Origin of the sequence: Streptomyces sp. NPDC058195, assembly GCF_042883525.1 — a bacterium.
Classification (GTDB): Bacteria; Actinomycetota; Actinomycetes; order Streptomycetales; family Streptomycetaceae; genus Streptomyces.
Genome location: NZ_JBHVVM010000015.1, coordinates 1 through 20,554, shown reverse-complemented (window position 1 = coordinate 20,554; position 20,554 = coordinate 1). Strand labels below are relative to the sequence as shown.

Here is a 20,554-nt window from a genome sequence, read left to right as displayed (position 1 = left end):
AAGGTAGCGTCGACTCTGCCATGGAACTTGCCTACATTCCCAGCCCGTCGACCGGCGTGATCAATCTCGGCCCGATCCCGCTCCGCGGCTACGCGTTCTGCATCATCATCGGCGTCTTCGTCGCTGTCTGGTTCGGCAACAAGCGCTGGGTCGCCCGGGGCGGCAGAGCCGGTACCGTCGCCGACATCGCCGTCTGGGCGGTGCCCTTCGGCCTCGTCGGAGGCCGCCTCTACCATGTCATCACCGACTACCAGCTGTACTTCAGCGAAGGACAGAACTGGGTCGACGCCTTCAAGATCTGGCAGGGCGGCCTCGGCATCTGGGGTGCGATCGCGCTCGGTGCCGTCGGTGCCTGGATCGGCTGCCGTCGCCGCGGTATCCCGCTGCCCGCCTGGGCCGACGCGCTGGCCCCCGGGATCGCCCTGGCCCAGGCCTGCGGCCGCTGGGGCAACTGGTTCAACCAGGAGCTGTACGGCAAGGCGACCGACCTGCCCTGGGCGCTGGAGATCAGCGAGGGCCCCAACCGGCTCGCCGGTACGTACCACCCGACGTTCCTGTACGAGTCGCTGTGGTGCGTCGGTGTCGCCGTGCTGGTGATCTGGGCGGACCGCCGCTTCAAGCTCGGACACGGCCGGGCCTTCGCCCTGTACGTCGCGGCGTACTGCGCGGGGCGGGCCTGGACCGAGTACCTGCGGGTCGACGAGGCCCACCACGTCCTGGGCCTGCGCCTGAACGTGTGGACCGCGCTGATCGTGTTCGTGCTGGCCGTGGTCTACATCGTGATCTCGGCGAAGGTACGGCCGGGACGCGAGGAGATCGTGGAGCCGGGCGCCGCCGGGGAAGTGGCCGCCGAGTCCGCGGGCGACGCCTCCGAGGACGCCCCGGCCGCCGGGGCCAAGGGCACGGACGAGGACGGGCCCGAGGACGCGACCGCGAAGAAGGACGCGGCGGCCAAGGACACGGACGGGAAGAGCGGCGCCGCCGACAAGGACACCGAAGCCGAGGCCGACGCGGGTGACACGCCCGAGGACGGGACCGGGGCGCCGGAGAAGCTGAAGAAGAAGGACACCGCGGAAGCGGCCAAGAACGGCTGAGCCGTAGCGAACCCGTGCGTGGGGCCCCGGACCGAACGGTCCGGGCCCCACGCGTCTCCCGCTCAGCCCGCCAGCGCCAGCGTCCGGCGGGCCGAGGCCACCACCGCCGCGTCGACGAACCGCCCGTCCGGCAGTGCCAGCGCGCCCCCGTCCGCCTCCGCGGCCGCCACGATCTCCTGCGCCGCCTCGATCTCCCGCGGCGTGGGGCGGAAGGCCCGCTCGATCACCGAGAGCTGCCGGGGATGGATCGCCGCCCGCCCCAGGAAGCCCAGCGACCGGCCGTGCGCACAGGACGCCCACAGCCCGTCCAGGTCCCGGACGTCCGGGAACACGGACTGGGCGGGCGGGGACAGCCCGGCCGCGCGGGCGGCGACCACCACCCGGCTGCGCGACCAGTCCAGACCGGAGTCGTGCCGTACCCCCAGATCGGCGCGGAGGTCGGCCTCGCCGAGCGCGAGGGCATGGACCTGGGGGTGGGCGGCGGCGACCGAGTAGGCGTGCTCGATACCGAGCGCCGACTCCAGCAGCGGGCAGAGCGCGACCCCGGGCGCCACGGCCGCGATGTGGTGGACGGACGCCGCGTGCGTGATCTTGGGCAGCCGGAGCCCGGCGAGCCCCGGCAGCCCGGCCAGCGCGAGGACGTCCGTCTCGGTGTGGACGCGGACGTGGACCGGCACGGCGTGCTCGCCGGCCGGATCGGAGAGCAGTTCGACGGTGGCGGAGCGGGCGTACTCCTTGCGGTCCGGCGCGACCGCGTCCTCCAGGTCCACGATCACCACGTCCGCCCCCGATTCCCGGGCCTTGCGCACCACCTCCGGGCGGTCCCCGGGGACGTACAGCCAGGTGAGCGGGACCGCCGCGGTCACAGGACGCCCGCTGACCGGAGCGTGGCGATCTCCGGGGCCGCCAGCCCCAGCACGGTGAGGATCTCCTCGGTGTCCGCGCCGTGCGGCCGGCCCGCCCAGCGGATCGAGCCCGGTGTCTCCGAGAGCCGGAAGAGCACGTTCTGCATCCGCAGCGGTCCCAGCTCCGGGTCGTCGATCTCGGTGACCGAGTCCAGCGCCCGGTACTGCGGGTCCTCCATCACGTCCTGGATACCGTGGATCGGGGCGATGGCCGCCTCCGCCTTCTCGAAGGCCGTCATCGCCTCCTCGCGGGTGTGCCGGGCGATCCAGTGCCCGACCGCCTCGTCCAGCTCGTCGGCGTGCTCGGCGCGGGTGGTGCCGGAGGCGAACCAGGGCTCGTCGATCAGCTCCGCCCGGCCGACCAGGCGCATCACCCGTTCGGCGACCGACTGCGCGGAGGCGGAGACCGCGACCCAGTGCCCGTCGGACGTGCGGTACGTGTTGCGCGGGGCGTTGTTCCGGGAGCGGTTACCGGTGCGCGGCTGCACGTAACCGAGCTGGTCGTACCAGAGGGGATGCGGGCCCAGTACGGTCAGGATCGGCTCGATGATCGCCATATCGACGACCTGCCCCTGCCCGGTCCGGTCGCGCCCGGCGAGCGCGGCCATCACGGCGTACGCGGTGGCCAGCGCGGCGATCGAGTCGGCGAGCCCGAAGGGCGGCAGCGTGGGCGGCCCGTCCGGCTCCCCGGTGAGCGAGGCGAAGCCGCTCATCGCCTCGGCGAGGGTGCCGAAGCAGGGACGCCGCGCGTACGGGCCGAACTGGCCGAAGCCGGTGACCCTGACCAGGACCAGCCGGGGGTTGGCCGCGTGCAGCTCGTCCCAGCCCAGACCCCAGCGCTCCAGCGTCCCGGGCCGGAAGTTCTCGATGATCACATCGGTCCGGGCGGCCAGCCGGAGCAGGAGGTCACGGCCCTCGGGGGCGGAGAGGTCGAGGGTCATGGTGCGTTTGTTGCGGCCCAGCAGCTTCCACCACAGGCCGACGCCGTCCTTCGTCGGTCCGTGTCCGCGCGAGGGGTCGGGGCGGCGCGGATGCTCGACCTTGATCACCTCGGCGCCGAAGTCGCCGAGCAGAGTGGCGGAGAGGGGCGCGGCGAAGAGCGTGGCGAGGTCGACGACCCGCAGCCCGGTCAGCGGTGCCTGCGCGGGCGTGTTCATGCGGCCTCGATCTCGGTGCGGTAGGGCATGGAGGCCGAGGCGCCGGGCCGTTGTACGCAGAGCGCGGCGGCCGACGCCGCCCAGGCCAGCGCCTCCGGTACGGGCCGCCGCTCGGCGAGTGCCACGGCGAGTGTGCCGACGAACGTGTCGCCCGCCCCGGTGGTGTCGACGGCGGTCACCTCGGGGGCGGGGAAGCGGACGGGTTCGGTGCCGCGGGCCGCGTACAGGCAGCCCTGCGCGCCCAGGGTGATGACGACGGCGGGGACCTGGCCGAGCAGGTGCTGCGCCGCCGCCCGGGGGTCCGTGAAGCCGGACAGCTCGGCGGCCTCGTGTTCGTTGGGGACCAACAGGTCGACGCAGTCCAGGAGTTCGGGGGGAAGCGGCTGTACCGGAGAGGGCGTGAGGATGGTCCGTACGCCCTGGGCGTGGGCGGTGCGGGCGCCTTCGAGCACCGCGGCCAGCGGCAGCTCCAGCTGGAGGAGGAGCAGTTCGGCGCCCGCGATGGCGGCCATCTCGCCGGGGCCGAGCGCGGTGACGGTGCCGTTGGCCCCGGGGATCACCACGATCGCGTTGGCGCCCGTGCCGTCGACCACGATGTGGGCGGTGCCGCTGGGGCCCTCGGCGGTGTGCAGCAGACCGGTGCCGACGCCCGACTGTTCCAGGTTCGCCCGCAGCAGGCCGCCGTACACGTCGTCGCCGACCGCGCCGATCATCAGGACGTCGCCGCCCGCGCGGGCCGCGGCGACGGCCTGGTTGGCGCCCTTGCCGCCGGGCACGGTGCGAAACTCCCGCCCGGTGACGGTCTCGCCGAGCCGCGGGGCCCGTTCGGTGTAGGCGACCAGGTCCATATTGGTGCTCCCGAGCACCGCGATGCCGGTCATGGGCACAGTGTCTCCTCGAAGGTGAGCCGGTGGGTCTGCCGGGCGAGTTCGTCGAAGCCGATGCCGTCGAAGCCGGGTACGGAGGTGGCGAGCCGGTTCTTCAGCGGGGCGGTCCACCGGTCCGGCAGCAGCGAAGGCGCCCCGGCGAGCAGCCCGGCGAGCGAACCAGCGGTCGCCCCGTTCGAGTCGGTGTCCCCACCGCCTTCCACCGCACGGCAGATGGAGCGGGAGAAGTCCCCGTCGGCGTGGGTGAGAGCGGCGGCGAGCAGCGCGGCGTTGGGCAGCACATGCACCCAGTGATACCCGCCGTACTCGGTGTGCAGCCGGTCGGCCACCGTGTCGAAGGAGGCGTGGGCGCGGGCCGCCGCGATCCCGGCGCGGACCGCGCGCACGAACCGTGAGCGCGGGGGCACGACCCGCAGTCCGGTGGCCAGGCAGCCGTGCACATCGCTCGTGCCCCCGGCCGCACCGGCGAGCGCGGCGGCGGTGAACATCGCCCCGTACACCCCGTTGGCGGTGTGGCTGAGCACGGCGTCGCGGTGGGCCTGTTCGGCGGCGGCCGAGGGGTCGCCGGGGTGGGTCCAGCCGTGCACGTCGGCCCGGATCTGCGCGCCGATCCACTCCCGGAACGGATTGCGGTAGCGGGCGGTGTGCGGAGGCTCGACGCCGTCCAGCAGATTGCGGTACGCGATCCGCTCGGCGGTGAACGTCCGGCCCGCGGGCAGTTCGTCGAGCCAGAGCCGGGCGAGGTCACCGGTGGTGAAGGACGGGCCGTGGCGCCGGAGCAGCAGCAGGGTCAGCAGCGGGTGGTTGAGGTCGTCGTCCTCCGGCATGCCGTCGATGTTCTCGGCCAGCGAGCAGGGGGCCGAGCGGCGGTTGAAGGGGTGGGCGGCGGCCAGCGGGGCGGGCAGTCCACGGGCGGTGAACCAGGTGGTCAGCGGCCAGTTGCCGGTGGCGCGGGCCAGCGCCCGGATGCCGTCCAGCGGCAGCTTCTCGACGGGTTTGCCGAGCAGACAGCCAGCCGCCCGGCCCAGCCAGGCGGCGTGCAGCCGCTCCAGGGACACCGGCGGCGCCTCGGGGCGGGGCATCGGCCAGTGGGGGCAGGCGGCCCGGATCGCGGCCAGGTCCGTCGGCTCTTCCTCGCTCAACGGGGATTCCAGCAGGGCGAGTTCGTCGAGCAGCCGTTCGGCGAGAGCGCGCAGTTCCGGTGCCGGGGCGGGGGAGGCGCCCGCGCGCTCGGGGGCGGGGGCACCTCCCGCCTCGTACCACCGGCGTGCGATGGTCCGTGCGTCCCGTCCGTCCTCGGCGGCCTGGCGCAGTTCGTGCCCGACCAGGTCCTCCGGCTGCACCCAGGTCACCCGTACGGTCATCGGGCGGCCGCCAGCGCGGTGAAGGCGGTCTCGTGACCGCGGCGGCGGGCCGTGTCGCGGGCGAACACCTCGCGGGCGACCGCCGCCAGGGTGCGCGCGGGGGCGTGCAGATCGAGGCGGCTGGCCTCGGCGACGGTCTCGGCCCAGTCGGCGGGGACCGCCCGTCCGCCGCCGAGCGCGCCCGCGAGGGCCCCGCCCATCGTGGCGATCGAGTCGCAGTCCCGGCCGTAGTTGACCGAGCCGAGCACCGTGTGCCGGTAGTCGCCGTCGGCGACCAGCAGCATGCCGAGCGCGATCGGCAGCTCCTCGATCGCGTGCAGCCGGGAGGGCCTGCGCGCGCCGAGGGACGGGGCGCGGTAGTCGGGGCCGACCGAGTCGAAGGGGGCGACGGCGGTGCGCAGCGGGGCCAGCGCCGACTCGAAGTCGTGGAGCCCGGCGGCGGCTTCGCACACCGCCTCGATCGCCGACCGGGTGCCGTCCTTGGCGAGCGACAGACAGGTGTCGACGATGCCCGTGGGGGTGGCGCCCGGGGCGCAGGCGGCGGCGACGGCCGCCGCGAAGACCCCGGCGGCCTCCCGGCCGTAACTCGACTGGTGGGCCCCGGCGACGTCCAGGGCCTCGGCGTACGCGGCCTGCGGGTGGGCGGCGTTGACCAGGCCGACCGGCGCCATGTACATCGCCGCGCCGCAGTTGACGATGTTGCCGTTGCCCGCCTCGCGGGGGTCGGCGTGGCCGTAGTGCAGCCGGGCGACGATCCACTTCTCGGCGAGGAAGATCCGCTGGAGCGGCAGCGCCTCGGCCTCCAGCTCCGGGATCCAGCGCGGGCGGGAGATCAGCTCGGGCACCAGGTGCCTGGCGACCGCGTACGCGTCGAGATGGTCGCGCACGGTGCCGTAGACCCGCACCAGCGCATGGGTCATCAGGGTGTCGTCGGTGACGTGCCCGTCGCCCTTGTGGTACGGGGCGATGGGGCGCGCGGTGCGCCAGTTCTCACCGTCCCAGGGGCCCACGATGCCGTCGATCCGCCCGCCGTGGCGGGCCACGATCTGCTCGGGGGACCGGCCCTCCACCGGGCCGCCGAGCGCGTCGCCGACGGCGGCTCCGAGGAGTGCGCCGGTGATCCGTTCATCGAGTGCGGGTGTCGTGGGCCCGGCCTCGGGCCGTAGGGGCATCGTGGATGTCATGTCCGAATTGTCCACCCGAGGGGGCTGGTTCCCGGTCTGCCAGCAGCCCGGCGAGTTCGATGAGATCGGTTCCGGCGAGCCGGGGCAGCGCACAGCCCGCGAGAGTGCGGCAGGACTCGCGCCAGCCGTCCGGGACGGCACCGATCCCGCCGAGCGCGCCGGTCAGCGCACCGGCCAGGGCGGGCGCGGAGTCGGCCACCCGGGACAGGCAGGCCGCCGCGGGCACGGCCTGGGCGATCCGGCCGCGGGCGGCGGTGGCCAGGGCCAGGGCGACCGGGACGGTCTCGGCGGCGGCGATCCCGTAGCTGTAGACGTGGTCGACGATCTGGTGCTCCAGTACGGGGACGAGGGCGAAGGCGCCCGCCGCCTCGCCGACGAAGTCGCGGGCGATCCGGACGGCGTGGGCGGCGTTGCGGGCGATCTCGGTGCCCTCGGGGAGCCGGTCGAGCGCGGCGTTGACCGCGGTGTCCACGTCGGCGCCGCCGAGTGCCGCGGCGACGGCCGCCGCCATCGCGCGGGCGCCGTGCACCCCGTCGCCGTCCTGGGTGTAGCGCGCGTCGAACTCGGCGAGGGCGGCGGCGGCGCCGGGGTCGCCCGGGTGGGCGACGGCGAGCACGGCGGCCCGTACGCAGGCCGCGTCGTCGAAGTAGTGCGGGTTGTCATGGCCGGTGGCGGGCGGGCGCAGCCCGGCGGCGAGGTTGCCGAGTCCGGCGCGCACCGAGATCCGGGCGCGCAGCGGGAGCACCGCGGACTCGACCTCTGGCGCGCGGGCGGAGGCCGCAGCGACCTCGGCGGCCAGTGCGTTCCAGGCGACGTCGATGGCGGCCCGCAGCCGTTGGCCGGGGGAGAGGCCGTGCAGCGGTCCGGCCTCGGAGGCGAGGACGGTCCCGGCGGCGAACGCCGCCCATTCGGCGTCGTCGGAGGGGCCCAGGCGCAGTGGCTCGGGCGGCTGGTTGAGGGCGATCGGGACGGGCAGCGTGGTGGTGGCGTTCTGCTCGGCGAAGGTGTCGAGCTCCCGGGTGAGCCGCCGGGTCCACTCGGGCATCCGGGCGGCCCGGTGCCGGGCGGCGGGCCAGCCCGCGGCGTCCCCGGCGGCGAGCCCGAGCAGGAGTCCCTCGACACGGGAGCGGAGCCCGGCGACGGGGCGGGGGTGCGGGCGGACCGCGGGGGAGGCGGGGGCGCGGGGCGCGTCCGGACCACCCCGTACGCCGGACCGGGCGCCGGTGTGCGCCTTGGTCCGCACGCCGGTGCCCGCCCCGGTGCGTACGCCGGTGCCTGGGCCGGTCCCGCCGAAGGGGCCGTCGTCCGCCGCGCCGGGCGCGGCGCGTACCCGGGGCGCGGCGTACGCGCTCGCCCCGCCGTCGCGGGCCCCGCCCGGGGTGAGCAACTCCGCGATGTCCAGGACATGATGACCCCGCATGGTCGGCAGACAGCTGCCCCGGACCGGGCCGATCACCTCGCCCCAGGACGGCGGGATCGCCGACATCCCGTGCAGGGCCCCGGCCAGGGCCCCCGCCACCGCCGCCGTGGTGTCCGCGTCCCGGCCCATGTTGACCGCGGTCAGCACCGCCCCCGGGAAGTCGCCGCGCGCCGCCGCGAACGCGCCGAAGGCGAGGCCCACCGCCTCGGGCGCCAGGTCCGTCCACGGGTATCCGCCGATCACCACCGCGGAACGCACCGCGCGCTCCATGGTGAGCCGGTCGGGGTAGGAGCGCTGTGCCGCCGCGACCGCGCGCCGCAGCGACCGCGCCGTCCAGGAGTCCATCGGCACGACCGACAGGGCGGCGGCGATCACCGAGGCGACCCCGGCGCCCACCATCGCCGCGGCGACCCCGGCCGCTACCGCCTGGCCGCCGTAGATGCCCTCCCCGTCATGGCTGACCCGTCCGTCCACCGCGACCAGCCGCGCCGCCTCGTCCGGGCGGCCCGCCGCGAACACCCCGAACGGCGCCGCCCGCATCGCCAGCCCGTCGCTCCAGGCGTGCCGGTGCTGGGCGGAGATGGGGGCTGCCAGCCCCCGGCGCAGGTTCTCCAGCGTGCCCCGCTCGCTGAACCCGGCGCCGCGGAACTGTCCTTCGTCCAGGTCGGCGATCCACCGGTGCCAGGCCCGCTCCACATGGGTGACGGTCAGCGCGGAACCGTGCCGGGCGAGCAGCAGCCCGGAGAAGATCGTGTACTCCGTGTCGTCCGTACCGGCGGGGTCATCGCTGACGAAGCCCTCGATCCGGCCCCAGCGGCGACGGATCTCCGAGGGGCGCATGTTCTCCGCGGGCGCACCCAGCGCGTCCCCGACCGCGAGGCCGAGCAGGGCGCCGCGCGCCCGGTCGCCGGGGCCCGTCCGGGGTGTGCGGCCCGCGCGCGGCTCCGCCGGACCCCCTGTGATCAACTCCATCGCGTCGACCCTTCGCTCGCGCCGAGCCAGTTCCCCGGCTTCCTCGCATCTGTGCCACGCGGAGCCCCGGCAGAGGCCGGTGGCCGCGAGAAAAGAGCCAGTCGGATGATCTGTCAGGAGAGGCAAGGCAGGCCGTACTTACCTGGTCAGAGCGGTGGTAAGTACGGCCTGCCTTGCTGGCGGAAGCCGTTTTTCGTGCGTACTTTCGATGTGTTGAGCAGGGGTGGGGCGAGTGAAACCCGCTTCCGGAGAAGGGGAGATCCGTGGCCATCATCGAGACCGACGCCGTACTGCACGAGGCGCACCGCGACAACCACACCCACCGTGACGTCAACGGCGGCTGGCTGCGTCCGGCCGTGTTCGGGGCCATGGACGGTCTGGTCTCCAACCTCGCGCTGATGACCGGCGTCGCGGGCGGCGCGGTCTCCCAGCAGACCATCGTGATCACGGGGCTGGCGGGCCTGGCCGCCGGGGCGTTCTCCATGGCGGCCGGCGAGTACACCTCCGTGGCCTCCCAGCGTGAGCTGGTCGAGGCCGAACTCGACATCGAGCGACGGGAGTTGCGCAAGCACCCGGTGGACGAGGAGCGGGAGCTCGCCGCGCTGTACGTGTCCCGCGGTGTCGAGCCGGAGCTGGCCCGCGAGGTCGCGCGGCAGCTGTCGCGCGACCCGGAGCAGGCCCTGGAGATACACGCCCGCGAGGAGCTGGGCATCGACCCGGGCGACCTGCCCTCGCCGCTGGTGGCCGCGGTGTCGTCGTTCGGCGCGTTCGCGCTGGGGGCGCTGCTGCCCGTACTGCCGTATCTGCTCGGTGCGAGCGTGCTGTGGCCCGCGGTGCTGCTCGCGTTGACGGGGCTGTTCACCTGCGGTGCGGTGGTGGCCAGGGTGACCGCCCGCGGCTGGGTGTACAGCGGGCTGCGTCAGCTGCTGCTGGGCGGCGCCGCCGCGGCCGTCACCTACGGCCTGGGCACGCTGTTCGGCGTGGCCGTCGGAGGCTGAGGCCGCGGAGGCGGGGACGGGCGGGCCGGGCGGCTCCGCTGGACGGGACGGGCGGGCGCATTCGGGCGGATGCGCCCGCCCGCCGTATGTCCGGACTGTCTCCCGTCTGCCCCGTTGTGTGTACGCCACCCGTGTGACGTACGTCGTGACGGTCACCCCTGGGCGGACGGCTTCCGCCCGCGTAAAGTGAGTCGCCATGCAGGACTACGCATAAGTAGTCATTACTCGGCGGTTTCGTTTTCCTCGCCACCGGGCAAGAGCTGTAGACACCGCGGGCAACGACGCCTGCTCTCTGCGGCCCCCAGGGCGCCGATCCTCCTTGTGCGGCAACCCCCTCACCGGTTCCTCCGGTGTCCGCATATTGGAACGAACTATCCGCTTTTTGAGAAGCGCCCCATCATGTAACCTGCATCAACTTTCGCAGAGGGCCAACGTCGTCCCTCGGCACAGCACATGCCACGACGACGACGGGAGAGCCGATGCGTATCGACGCCTGGTCGCCCATGGACGGTCGCCCCGCCCAGCAGGGGATGTACGACCCCCGTAACGAGCACGACGCCTGCGGCGTCGGGTTCGTGGCCACTTTGACCGGTGTGGCCAGCCATGAGCTGGTCGAGCAGGCGCTGACCGTGCTGCGCAACCTCGAACACCGCGGCGCCACCGGATCAGAGCCCGACTCCGGCGACGGCGCCGGTGTCCTCCTCCAGGTCCCGGACGCCTTCCTGCGCGCCGAGACCGCCTTCGACCTCCCCGAGGCCGGTGCCTACGCCGCCGGAATCGCCTTCCTGCCCGCCGACGACTCCACCGGGGCCGTCCGCGCGCTGGAGAAGATCGCCGCCGAGGAGGGCCTCAAGGTCCTCGGCTGGCGCCAGGTCCCGGTCACCCCCGGTCTCCTCGGCAAGGGCGCCCGCGCCACCATGCCCGAGTTCCGCCAGCTCTTCGTCGCCGACGGTACGAGCACCGGCCTCGCCCTGGACCGCAAGGCATTCGTCCTGCGCAAGCGCGCCGAGCGGGAGGCCGGGGTGTACTTCCCCTCGCTCTCCGCCCGCACGATCGTCTACAAGGGCATGCTCACCACCGGGCAGCTGGAGCCGTTCTTCCCGGACCTCTCCGACCCCCGCCTGGCCACCGCGGTCGCCCTGGTCCACTCCCGGTTCTCCACCAACACCTTCCCGAGCTGGCCGCTCGCCCACCCGTACCGTTTCGTCGCGCACAACGGCGAGATCAACACGGTCAAGGGCAACCGCAACTGGATGAAGGCCCGCGAGTCCCAGCTCGTCTCCGACCTGTTCGGCCCCGCCGGCGACGGACCCGGCGACACGGCGGGGCTCGACCGGATCTTCCCCGTCTGCACCCCCGACGCCTCCGACTCCGCCTCCTTCGACGAGGTGCTGGAGCTGCTCCACCTCGGCGGCCGGTCGCTGCCCCACTCGGTGCTGATGATGGTGCCCGAGGCGTGGGAGAGCCCCGAGGCGAAGAACGCCATGGACCCGGCCCGGCGCGCCTTCTACCAGTACCACTCCGCGATGATGGAGCCCTGGGACGGCCCGGCCTGCGTCACCTTCACCGACGGCACCCAGGTCGGCGCGGTCCTGGACCGCAACGGACTGCGCCCCGGCCGCTACTGGGTCACCGACGACGGGCTCGTGGTCCTCTCCTCCGAGGTCGGTGTCCTGGACATCGACCCCGCGAAGGTCGTCCGCAAGGGCCGCCTCCAGCCCGGGAAGATGTTCCTCGTCGACACGGCCGAGGGCCGCATCATCGAGGACGACGAGATCAAGGCGTCCCTCGCCGCCGAGCAGCCCTACGCACAGTGGCTGGAGGCCGGTGAGATAGAGCTGGAGGACCTCCCCGAGCGGGAGCACATCGTGCACACGCACGCCTCCGTCACCCGCCGTCAGCAGACCTTCGGCTACACCGAGGAGGAGCTGCGCGTCCTCCTCGCGCCGATGGCCCGCACCGCCGGTGAACCGCTCGGTTCCATGGGCACGGACTCGCCGATCGCCGCGCTGTCCGAGCGCCCCCGCCTCCTCTTCGACTACTTCACCCAGCTGTTCGCGCAGGTCACCAACCCGCCGCTGGACGCCATCCGCGAGGAACTCGTCACCTCGCTGCGCTCCACGCTCGGCCCGCAGGGCAATCTGCTGGCCCCGACCGCCGCGTCCTGCCGCGCCGTCACACTGCCGTTCCCGGTGATCGACAACGACGAGCTGGCCAAGCTGATCCACATCAACGCCGACGGTGACATGCCCGGCATGAAGGCCGCCACGCTCTCCGGCCTCTACCGGGTCGGCGGCGGCGGCGAGGCCCTCGCCGCGCGGATCGAGCAGATCTGCGCCGAGGTCGACACCGCCATCGAGGACGGCGCCCGCCTGGTCGTCCTCTCCGACCGGCACTCCGACGCCGAGCACGCCCCGATCCCCTCGCTGCTGCTCACCTCCGCCGTCCACCACCACCTCATCCGCACCAAGCAGCGCAGCCAGGTGGGCCTGCTGGTCGAGGCCGGGGACGTCCGCGAGGTCCACCACGTCGCCCTGCTCATCGGCTACGGAGCCGCCGCGGTCAACCCGTACCTCGCGATGGAGTCGGTCGAGGACCTGGTCCGCGCGGGTACGTTCATCGAGGGCATCGAGCCCGAGGACGCCATCCGCAACCTGATCCACGCGCTCGGCAAGGGCGTCCTGAAGGTCATGTCCAAGATGGGCATCTCGACCGTCGCCTCCTACCGCGGCGCCCAGGTCTTCGAGGCCGTCGGCCTGGACGAGGGATTCGTCGCGAAGTACTTCCACGGCACCGCGACCAAGATCGGCGGCGCCGGTCTCGGCATCGTCGCCCAGGAGGTCGCCGCCCGGCACGCCAAGGCGTACCCGCCCTCCGGCATCTCCGCCTCGCACCGCGCGCTGGAGATCGGCGGCGAGTACCAGTGGCGCCGCGAGGGAGAACCGCACCTCTTCGACCCGGAGACGGTCTTCCGCCTCCAGCACGCCACCCGTACCAAGCGCTACGACATCTTCAAGAAGTACACCGACCGGGTGAACGAGCAGTCCGAGCGCCTCATGACGCTCCGCGGCCTGTTCGGCTTCACGCCGGACCGCGCCCCGGTCCCCGTCGACGAGGTCGAGTCCGTCGCCGACATCGTCAAGCGCTTCTCCACCGGCGCCATGTCGTACGGCTCGATCTCCCGCGAGGCGCACGAGACCCTCGCCATCGCCATGAACCAGCTGGGCGGCAAGTCCAACACCGGCGAGGGCGGCGAGGACGCCGACCGGCTGTACGACCCGGCGCGCCGCTCGGCCATCAAGCAGGTCGCCTCCGGCCGCTTCGGTGTCACCAGCGAATACCTGGTCAACGCCGACGACATCCAGATCAAGATGGCGCAGGGCGCCAAGCCCGGCGAGGGCGGCCAGCTGCCCGGCCACAAGGTCTACCCGTGGGTCGCGAGGACCCGGCACTCCACCCCTGGCGTCGGCCTCATCTCGCCGCCGCCGCACCACGACATCTACTCCATCGAGGATCTGGCCCAGCTGATCCACGACCTCAAGAACGCCAACCCGGCCGCCCGCATCCACGTGAAGCTGGTCTCCGAGGTCGGCGTCGGAACCGTCGCCGCCGGCGTCTCCAAGGCCCACGCCGACGTCGTACTGATCTCCGGTCACGACGGCGGCACCGGCGCCTCCCCGCTGACCTCGCTGAAGCACGCGGGCGGCCCCTGGGAGCTGGGCCTCGCCGAGACCCAGCAGACCCTGCTGCTCAACGGCCTGCGCGACCGTATCGTCGTACAGACCGACGGCCAGCTGAAGACCGGCCGCGACGTCGTCATCGCCGCGCTGCTGGGCGCCGAGGAGTTCGGTTTCGCGACCGCGCCGCTCGTCGTCTCCGGCTGCGTCATGATGCGCGTCTGCCACCTGGACACCTGCCCGGTCGGCATCGCCACCCAGAACCCCGTCCTGCGCGACCGGTTCTCCGGCAAGGCCGAGTACGTCGTCAACTTCTTCGAGTTCATCGCCCAGGAGGTCCGCGAGATCCTCGCCGGGCTGGGCTTCCGGACGATCGAGGAGGCCGTCGGCCACGCCGAACTCCTGGACACCGACCGGGCCGTCACCCACTGGAAGACCCAGGGCCTGGACCTGGCCCCGCTCTTCCACGTACCCGAACTGCCCGAGGGCGCCGCCCGCCACCAGCGCACCGAGCAGGACCACGGCCTCGACAGGGCCCTCGACAACGAGCTGATCAGGCTCGCCGCCGACGCCCTGGACGCGGACAGCGCCGAGGCCGCCCAGCCGGTCCGGGCCCAGCTCCCGATCCGCAACATCAACCGCACCGTCGGCACCATGCTCGGCCACGAGGTGACCAGGAAGTTCGGCGGCGCCGGGCTGCCGCAGGACACCATCGACATCACCTTCACCGGTTCCGCGGGCCAGTCCTTCGGCGCCTTCGTGCCCAGCGGAGTCACCCTGCGCCTGGAGGGCGACGCCAACGACTACGTCGGCAAGGGCCTCTCCGGCGGCCGGATCGTCGTCCGCCCGGACCGCGGCGCCGACCACCTCGCCGAGTACTCCACCATCGCGGGCAACACCATCGCCTACGGCGCCACCGGCGGTGAACTCTTCCTCCGCGGCCGCACCGGCGAACGGTTCTGCGTCCGCAACTCCGGTGTCACCGTCGTCTCCGAGGGCGTGGGCGACCACGGCTGCGAGTACATGACCGGCGGACACGCCGTCGTACTCGGCGAGACCGGACGCAACTTCGCGGCCGGCATGTCCGGCGGCGTCGCGTACGTCATCGACCTGAACCGCGACCACGTCAACCCCGGCAACCTCGGCGCGATCGAGGAGCTCTCCGCCACCGACCGGCAGTGGCTGCACGACGCCGTGCGCCGCCACCACGAGGAGACCGGCTCCACCGTCGCCGAGAAGCTGCTCGCCGACTGGGAGCGCGCCGTGACGCGGTTCAGCAAGATCATCCCGTCCACGTACAAGGCAGTGCTCGCCGCCAAGGACGCCGCTGAGCTCGCCGGTCTCTCCGAACAGGAGACCACCGAGAAGATGATGGAGGCGGCGACCCATGGCTGACCCCAAGGGCTTCCTGACCACCGGACGCGAAGTCGCCGAGACCCGCCCCGTGGCCGAGCGTGTCAAGGACTGGAACGAGGTCTACGTTCCCGGCTCGCTGCTCCCGGTCATCAGCAAGCAGGCCGGGCGCTGCATGGACTGCGGCATCCCGTTCTGCCACAACGGCTGCCCGCTCGGAAACCTCATCCCCGAGTGGAACGACTACGCCTACCGCGAGGACTGGGCGGCGGCGTCCGAGCGGCTGCACGCCACGAACAACTTCCCGGAGTTCACCGGACGGCTCTGTCCGGCCCCGTGCGAGTCGGCGTGCGTCCTCGGCATCAACCAGCCGGCCGTCACCATCAAGAACGTCGAGGTCTCCATCATCGACAGGGCGTGGGACAGCGGCGACGTCACCCCGCAGCCGCCCGAGCGGCTCTCGGGCAAGACCGTCGCCGTCATCGGCTCGGGCCCGGCCGGTCTCGCCGCCGCCCAGCAGCTGACCCGGGCCGGTCACACCGTCGCCGTCTACGAGCGCGCGGACCGCATCGGGGGTCTCCTGCGGTACGGCATCCCCGCGTTCAAGATGGAGAAGTCGCACATCAACCGCCGCATCGAGCAGATGCGCGCGGAGGGCACCAAGTTCCGCACCGAGACGGAGATCGGCCGGGACATCGACGCCGCCCGGCTCCGCCGCCGCTACGACGCGGTGGTCGTCGCCGCGGGCGCCACGGTCTCGCGCGACCTGCCCGTCCCGGGCCGTGAGCTGAACGGTGTGCACTTCGCGATGGAGTACCTGCCGCTCGCCAACAAGGTGCAGGAGGGCGATCTGACGGTCGCTCCGATCACCGCCGAGGGCAAGCACGTCGTCGTCATCGGCGGTGGCGACACCGGCGCCGACTGCGTCGGCACCGCCCACCGCCAGGGCGCCCTCTCCGTCACCCAGCTGGAGATCATGCCCAAGCCGGGCGAGGAGCGGAACGCCGGCCAGCCCTGGCCGACCTTCCCGATGCTCTACAAGGTCACCTCCGCGCACGAGGAGGGCGGCGAGCGGGTGTACTCCGTCTCGACCACCCACTTCGAGGGCGACGAGAACGGCGACGTCCAGGCCCTGCACCTGGTCGAGGTGGAGTTCAAGGACGGTAAGCTGGAGCAGAAGCCCGGCACCGGGCGGCGCATCCCGGCCCAGCTGGTCACGCTCGCCATGGGCTTCACCGGAACCGACCAGGCCAACGGCCTGGTCCAGCAGTTCGGCCTGGAGCTCGACGAGCGCGGCAACGTCGCCCGCGACGCGGACTTCGCCACCAACGTCGACGGGGTCTTCGTCGCCGGTGACGCCGGACGCGGCCAGTCCCTCATCGTGTGGGCCATCGCCGAGGGCCGCTCCGCGGCACGCGGGGTGGACCGCTACCTGACCGGAGCCAGCGCCCTGCCGGCCCCGATCCGCCCGACCGACCGCGCTCTGACGGTCTGATCGCGGCGTACGGAGATGTCCCGCACAACGGCGTGCGGAACTGAACGCGGCGCCTGCCTGTCCCCGACCGGACAACTCGGCAGGCGCCGCGGCGCGTGTGGGCTCAGCCCGTCAGCGCGGAGGTCTTCAGCACCACCAGCAGCACCAGTACCGCCAGCAGCACCACGCACGCGGCGGCCTGGAACGCGGTACGCCGGTTCGCCGGGGCGTACGCGTACGCGAGGGTCACGATGCCGCCGGTCACCAGCCCGCCCAGGTGGCCCTGCCAGGAGGCGAATCCGGCCGAGATCACCATCCAGAGCAGGAAGCCCGTCATGAACCGGTTCACCGGACGCATGTCGCGGCCCAGCCGAAGGTTGATCACGTAGAAGGCCGCGCCGAGGCCGAAGATCGCACCCGAGGCGCCCACCGTGGCGTCGAACGGCGCGATCAGATGGACCAGCACCGAACCGCCCAGCGCGGCCAGCAGGTACAGCGCGAGGTAGCGGGCCCGGCCCAGCTGCTCCTCGACGACCCGGCCGAGGTTCCACAGCGCGTACATGTTGAAGACGATGTGCAGGACCCCGAACGGCAGCGCCCCCAGGGCCGATCCGGTGGGCGGGAGGTGCAGGAAGGCCCCGGTCAGCAGCCGGTACCACTCGCCGCCCGCCACCCCGACCACGTCGAAGCCGGGGAACTCCCCGGCCCGGTAGAGGTAGTGGGCCCCGTCCGGCCCGTCCAGCCCGGCCCCCAGCATCGCGAACCGGTCGAGGATGCCCGGCCGGATCACCTCGCCCAGGTACGCGAGGATGTTGAGCCCCATCAGGACGTACGTGACGAACGGCACCGCGGACCGGGGGACCGTGCCGCCGAAGACCGTGCGCGTCCGCCGGATCGAACGCTGCCCCTCCTTCACGCACTCCACGCAGTGGTGCCCGACGGCCGCCTCGCGCATGCAGTCGGGGCATATGAAGCGCTCGCAGCGGACGCAGCTCACGTACGTCTCGTACGACGGATGGCGGTAACAGGTGGTGGCTGCGGCCTCCACGGCGGGCTCCTTCGGTAGGGAACGGATACGAGCGGCCGGTGGGGCGGCGGCGGATCAGGGCGCGGCGGACCGGAATGCGGCGGATCGGGACGCGGCGATCAAGATAGCGAACGCCGCACGGAGGGCCGGAAGGCCGGGGGTGCCGGGGCGGGCGGAGAATGGCCGGGTGCCTACCAAGAAGAAGCCCCAGGCGACCCCCTCGCCCGAGCGGCGGAGCGAACTGCTCGCCACCGCGGCCGAGGTCTTCGCCGCGCAGGGATACAACGCCACCACCGTCCGCAACATCGCGGACGCCGCCGGGATGCTCGCGGGCAGTCTCTACTACCACTTCGATTCCAAGGAATCGATGGTCGACGAGATCCTCTCGACCTTCCTCGACGAGCTCTGGGAGGGGTACGACGCGGTGCTCGCCGCCGGACTGGCCCCCCGGGCGGCCATCGGGGCGCTGGTCACCGAGTCCTTCCGGGAGATCGACCGGCACCGGGCCGCCGTCGCCATCTACCAGAAGGAGGCCCGGCACCTGGCCGCCCTGCCGCGCTTCGGGTACCTCGTGGAGTCCCAGCGCAGATTCGAGACGGCATGGCTCGGCACGCTGGAGCGCGGCGTGGCCGACCACAGCTTCCGGGCCGACCTCGACATCCGGCTGACCTACCGCTTCGTCCGCGACACCGTCTGGGTCGCGGCGTCCTGGTACCGGCCGGGCGGGCTGCACAGCCCCGAGGAGATCGCCCGCCAGTACCTCTCGATGGTCCTGGACGGCATCGCACTGAAGAACTGAGGCGGTGGGGCGCGGCGCGTCTCCGGCGTGGGGCGGCGGAATGTGCTAAGGTTGCTGTGTTGCAGTTTTGGTACCCATGAACTCTTGGTGCGCCTGACGGGAATGCTTCGTCAGGCGCATTATTGTTTTCCGGCTTTCTCCGGATGGGGCTCAATGCGGCGACTCGGAATTCGTAAAGTGCGGAATTCCGGCACTGCATCTCGTTAAGGAGAATGACATGGCTACGGGAACCGTGAAGTGGTTCAACTCTGAAAAGGGCTACGGCTTCATCGAGCAGGACGGCGGCGGCGCCGACGTCTTCGCCCACTACTCCAACATCGCCACGCAGGGCTTCCGCGAGCTCGTCGAGGGCCAGAAGGTCAGCTTCGACGTCACGCAGGGCCAGAAGGGCCCGCAGGCGGAGAACATCGTCCCGGCCTAATCAGCCGCCGGACGCGTACCTCGCAGCCGGGGCCCGCACCTCGAAGGTGCGGGCCCCGGCTTGTGCTGTCCCAGGGCCCCGGCCGGACGGATCCGTCCGGCCGTGCCGCCCCAGCAGTCCCACGCAGTTCCGAGGAAATCCACCGGACGCCCCGGAACTCCTCAGGAATCCCCCAGGAGGGCAATTCCGTATGACCCGCTCCGAACGCCCGGACCGGCCCGCCCGTACCCGCCCGTCGAGGGGACGCGGCACGGCCCCGGCCAAGGCAACCACCAAGGGATCCGGCAAGGCGCCGTCCCGTCGCAGGGCCACGCCGCCGCAGGGCGAGTTCGCCCTGCCGGAGACCATGACCCCCGCCCTGCCCGCCGTGGAGGCGTTCGCCGAGCTGGACATGCCCGAAGCCCTGCTGAAGACCCTTGCCGCGCAGGGCGTCACCGAGCCGTTCCCGATCCAGGGCGCCACCCTGCCGAACTCGCTGGCCGGCCGGGACATCCTCGGCCGGGGCCGCACCGGCTCCGGCAAGACGCTCGCCTTCGGTCTCGCCCTGCTGGCCCGCACCGCCGGGCGCCGCGCCGAGCCGACGGCGCCGCTGGCGCTCGTGCTCGTACCGACCCGTGAGCTGGCCCAGCAGGTCACCGACGCGCTGACGCCGTACGCCTCCGCGCTGCGGCTGAGGCTGACCACGGTCGTCGGCGGCATGTCGATCACCCGGCAGTCCTCCGCGCTGCGCCGGGGCGCCGAGGTGCTCGTCGCCACGCCCGGCCGGCTGAAGGACCTCATCGAGCGCGGTGACTGCACGCTCGGCCAGGTCGCGATCACCGTTCTCGACGAGGCCGACCAGATGGCCGACATGGGCTTCATGCCGCAGGTCGTCGGTCTGCTGAAGCAGGTCGAGCCGGACGGCCAGCGGATGCTGTTCTCCGCGACCCTCGACAAGAACATCGACCGGCTGGTCACGATGTTCCTGACCGACCCCGTCGTGCACTCCGTGGACCCGTCCGCCGGTGCGGTCACCACGATGGAGCACCATGTGCTGCACGTGGCCGACGCGACCGACAAGAAGGCCGTCGCCACCAGGATCGCCGCCCGGGACGGCCGGGTGATCATGTTCGTGGACACCAAGCGTGCCGCCGACCGCTTCGCCAAGCGGCTGCTCGCCAGTGGCGTACGGGCCGCGGCCCTGCACGGCGGGCGTTCGCAGCCGCAGCGCAACCGGACCCTGGACCAGTTCAAGAACGGCCAGGTCACCGCGTTGGTGGCGACGAACGTGGCGGCCCGCGGCATCCATGTCGACGACCTCGACCTGGTCGTGAACGTGGACCCGCCGACCGACCACAAGGACTATCTGCACCGGGGCGGGCGCACCGCCCGCGCGGGGGAGTCCGGCAGTGTCGTCACGCTGGTGCTGCCCGAGGAGAAGCGGGACATGGCCCGGCTGATGGCCGACGCGGGCATCGCCCCGCGGACCACCCGGATCAGCTCCGGTGACGAGGAGCTCACCCGGATCACCGGCGCCCGCGAACCGTCCGGCGTCGCGGTGGTCGTCGAGGTTCCGCAGCCGACCCCGCCGAAGCAGCGCACCCGCTCCTCCGGCGGACGGGGCCGCCGCGGCGGCAGCGGCGGCGGACAGGGCGGCGGCGAGTCCAGGGCCGCGAACGGGGCTTCCCGCGCCACCGGTACGAGCGGGACTTCCCGTGGCACGGGCACGGGCGGCGCTTCCCGCGCGGCGGGCACCGGCGGCGCCGGTCGCGCGGCGGGTTCCGGCGGCGGCCGTGGCCGCGCCGGCGCGCGTGCGGCGGGCGCCGGGCGCTCCGGTCAGGGG

General features: G+C 72.9%; 14 protein-coding genes and 1 pseudogene. 7 read left to right on the top strand and 8 right to left on the bottom strand.

The window, feature by feature from the left end:
• Positions 1–20 precede the first annotated feature (20 nt).
• Positions 21–1,094: a prolipoprotein diacylglyceryl transferase gene (gene lgt / locus ACFVWY_RS19690; protein WP_389873867.1), complete on the top strand. Its 1,074-nt coding sequence runs from the start codon at positions 21–23 to the stop codon at positions 1,092–1,094.
• A 62-nt stretch (positions 1,095–1,156) separates the two neighbouring features.
• Here lgt and ACFVWY_RS19685 read toward each other — a convergent pair whose 3' ends face one another.
• The 7 genes and pseudogenes from ACFVWY_RS19685 to ACFVWY_RS19655 form a co-directional block, all read right to left on the bottom strand.
• Positions 1,157–1,960, bottom strand: coding sequence for an HpcH/HpaI aldolase/citrate lyase family protein (locus ACFVWY_RS19685; protein ID WP_389873865.1), 804 nt, complete (start codon positions 1,958–1,960; stop codon positions 1,157–1,159).
• A complete protein-coding gene (locus tag ACFVWY_RS19680) occupies positions 1,957–3,156 on the bottom strand; it encodes a CaiB/BaiF CoA transferase family protein (RefSeq protein ID WP_389873862.1) in 1,200 nt (399 codons plus the stop codon). The genes ACFVWY_RS19685 and ACFVWY_RS19680 overlap by 4 nt, the downstream gene beginning before the upstream one ends.
• Positions 3,153–4,037, bottom strand: coding sequence for a ribokinase (gene rbsK / locus ACFVWY_RS19675; protein WP_389873859.1), 885 nt, complete (start codon positions 4,035–4,037; stop codon positions 3,153–3,155). The genes ACFVWY_RS19680 and rbsK overlap by 4 nt, the downstream gene beginning before the upstream one ends.
• A complete protein-coding gene (locus ACFVWY_RS19670; protein WP_389873856.1) occupies positions 4,034–5,407 on the bottom strand; it encodes an ADP-ribosylglycohydrolase family protein in 1,374 nt (457 codons plus the stop codon). The genes rbsK and ACFVWY_RS19670 overlap by 4 nt, the downstream gene beginning before the upstream one ends.
• Positions 5,404–6,591, bottom strand: coding sequence for an ADP-ribosylglycohydrolase family protein (locus ACFVWY_RS19665; protein ID WP_389873854.1), 1,188 nt, complete (start codon positions 6,589–6,591; stop codon positions 5,404–5,406). Before ACFVWY_RS19665 ends, ACFVWY_RS19670 begins: the two co-directional genes overlap by 4 nt.
• Positions 6,533–7,834, bottom strand: a complete 1,302-nt coding sequence (locus ACFVWY_RS19660) for an ADP-ribosylglycohydrolase family protein (protein ID WP_389874257.1) — start codon at positions 7,832–7,834, stop codon at positions 6,533–6,535. Before ACFVWY_RS19660 ends, ACFVWY_RS19665 begins: the two co-directional genes overlap by 59 nt.
• 87 nt (positions 7,835–7,921) lie before the next feature.
• Positions 7,922–8,983: pseudogene (locus ACFVWY_RS19655) on the bottom strand (ADP-ribosylglycohydrolase family protein); the annotation flags it as partial.
• A 263-nt stretch (positions 8,984–9,246) separates the two neighbouring features.
• Between ACFVWY_RS19655 and ACFVWY_RS19650 the strand changes: the two are divergent.
• The 3 genes from ACFVWY_RS19650 to ACFVWY_RS19640 all read left to right on the top strand — a co-directional run bounded on the left by ACFVWY_RS19650 (position 9,247) and on the right by ACFVWY_RS19640 (position 16,506).
• Positions 9,247–9,981 carry a VIT1/CCC1 transporter family protein gene (locus tag ACFVWY_RS19650; RefSeq protein ID WP_389873851.1) on the top strand — a complete coding sequence of 245 codons (735 nt, stop codon included), beginning with the start codon at positions 9,247–9,249 and terminating at the stop codon, positions 9,979–9,981.
• A gap of 479 nt (positions 9,982–10,460) precedes the next feature.
• Positions 10,461–15,053, top strand: a complete 4,593-nt coding sequence (gene gltB, locus ACFVWY_RS19645; RefSeq protein ID WP_389873848.1) for a glutamate synthase large subunit — start codon at positions 10,461–10,463, stop codon at positions 15,051–15,053.
• Positions 15,046–16,506: a glutamate synthase subunit beta gene (locus tag ACFVWY_RS19640; protein ID WP_389873846.1), complete on the top strand. Its 1,461-nt coding sequence runs from the start codon at positions 15,046–15,048 to the stop codon at positions 16,504–16,506. The genes gltB and ACFVWY_RS19640 overlap by 8 nt, the downstream gene beginning before the upstream one ends.
• A gap of 103 nt (positions 16,507–16,609) precedes the next feature.
• Here the strand turns inward: ACFVWY_RS19640 and ACFVWY_RS19635 are convergent, their stop codons facing one another.
• Entirely contained in the window at positions 16,610–17,533 is a 924-nt protein-coding gene (locus tag ACFVWY_RS19635) for a rhomboid family intramembrane serine protease (RefSeq protein ID WP_389873843.1), read from the bottom strand.
• 166 nt (positions 17,534–17,699) lie between these two features.
• On the opposite strand from ACFVWY_RS19635, the gene ACFVWY_RS19630 reads away from it, so the two are divergent.
• The 3 genes from ACFVWY_RS19630 to ACFVWY_RS19620 all read left to right on the top strand — a co-directional run.
• Positions 17,700–18,311, top strand: a complete 612-nt coding sequence (locus ACFVWY_RS19630) for a TetR/AcrR family transcriptional regulator (RefSeq protein ID WP_389873841.1) — start codon at positions 17,700–17,702, stop codon at positions 18,309–18,311.
• A 217-nt stretch (positions 18,312–18,528) separates the two neighbouring features.
• Positions 18,529–18,732 carry a cold-shock protein gene (locus ACFVWY_RS19625; protein ID WP_352274958.1) on the top strand — a complete coding sequence of 68 codons (204 nt, stop codon included), beginning with the start codon at positions 18,529–18,531 and terminating at the stop codon, positions 18,730–18,732.
• A 190-nt stretch (positions 18,733–18,922) separates the two neighbouring features.
• Positions 18,923–20,554: DEAD/DEAH box helicase (locus ACFVWY_RS19620; RefSeq protein ID WP_389873838.1), on the top strand; the 1,632-nt coding region annotated here is incomplete at its 3' end.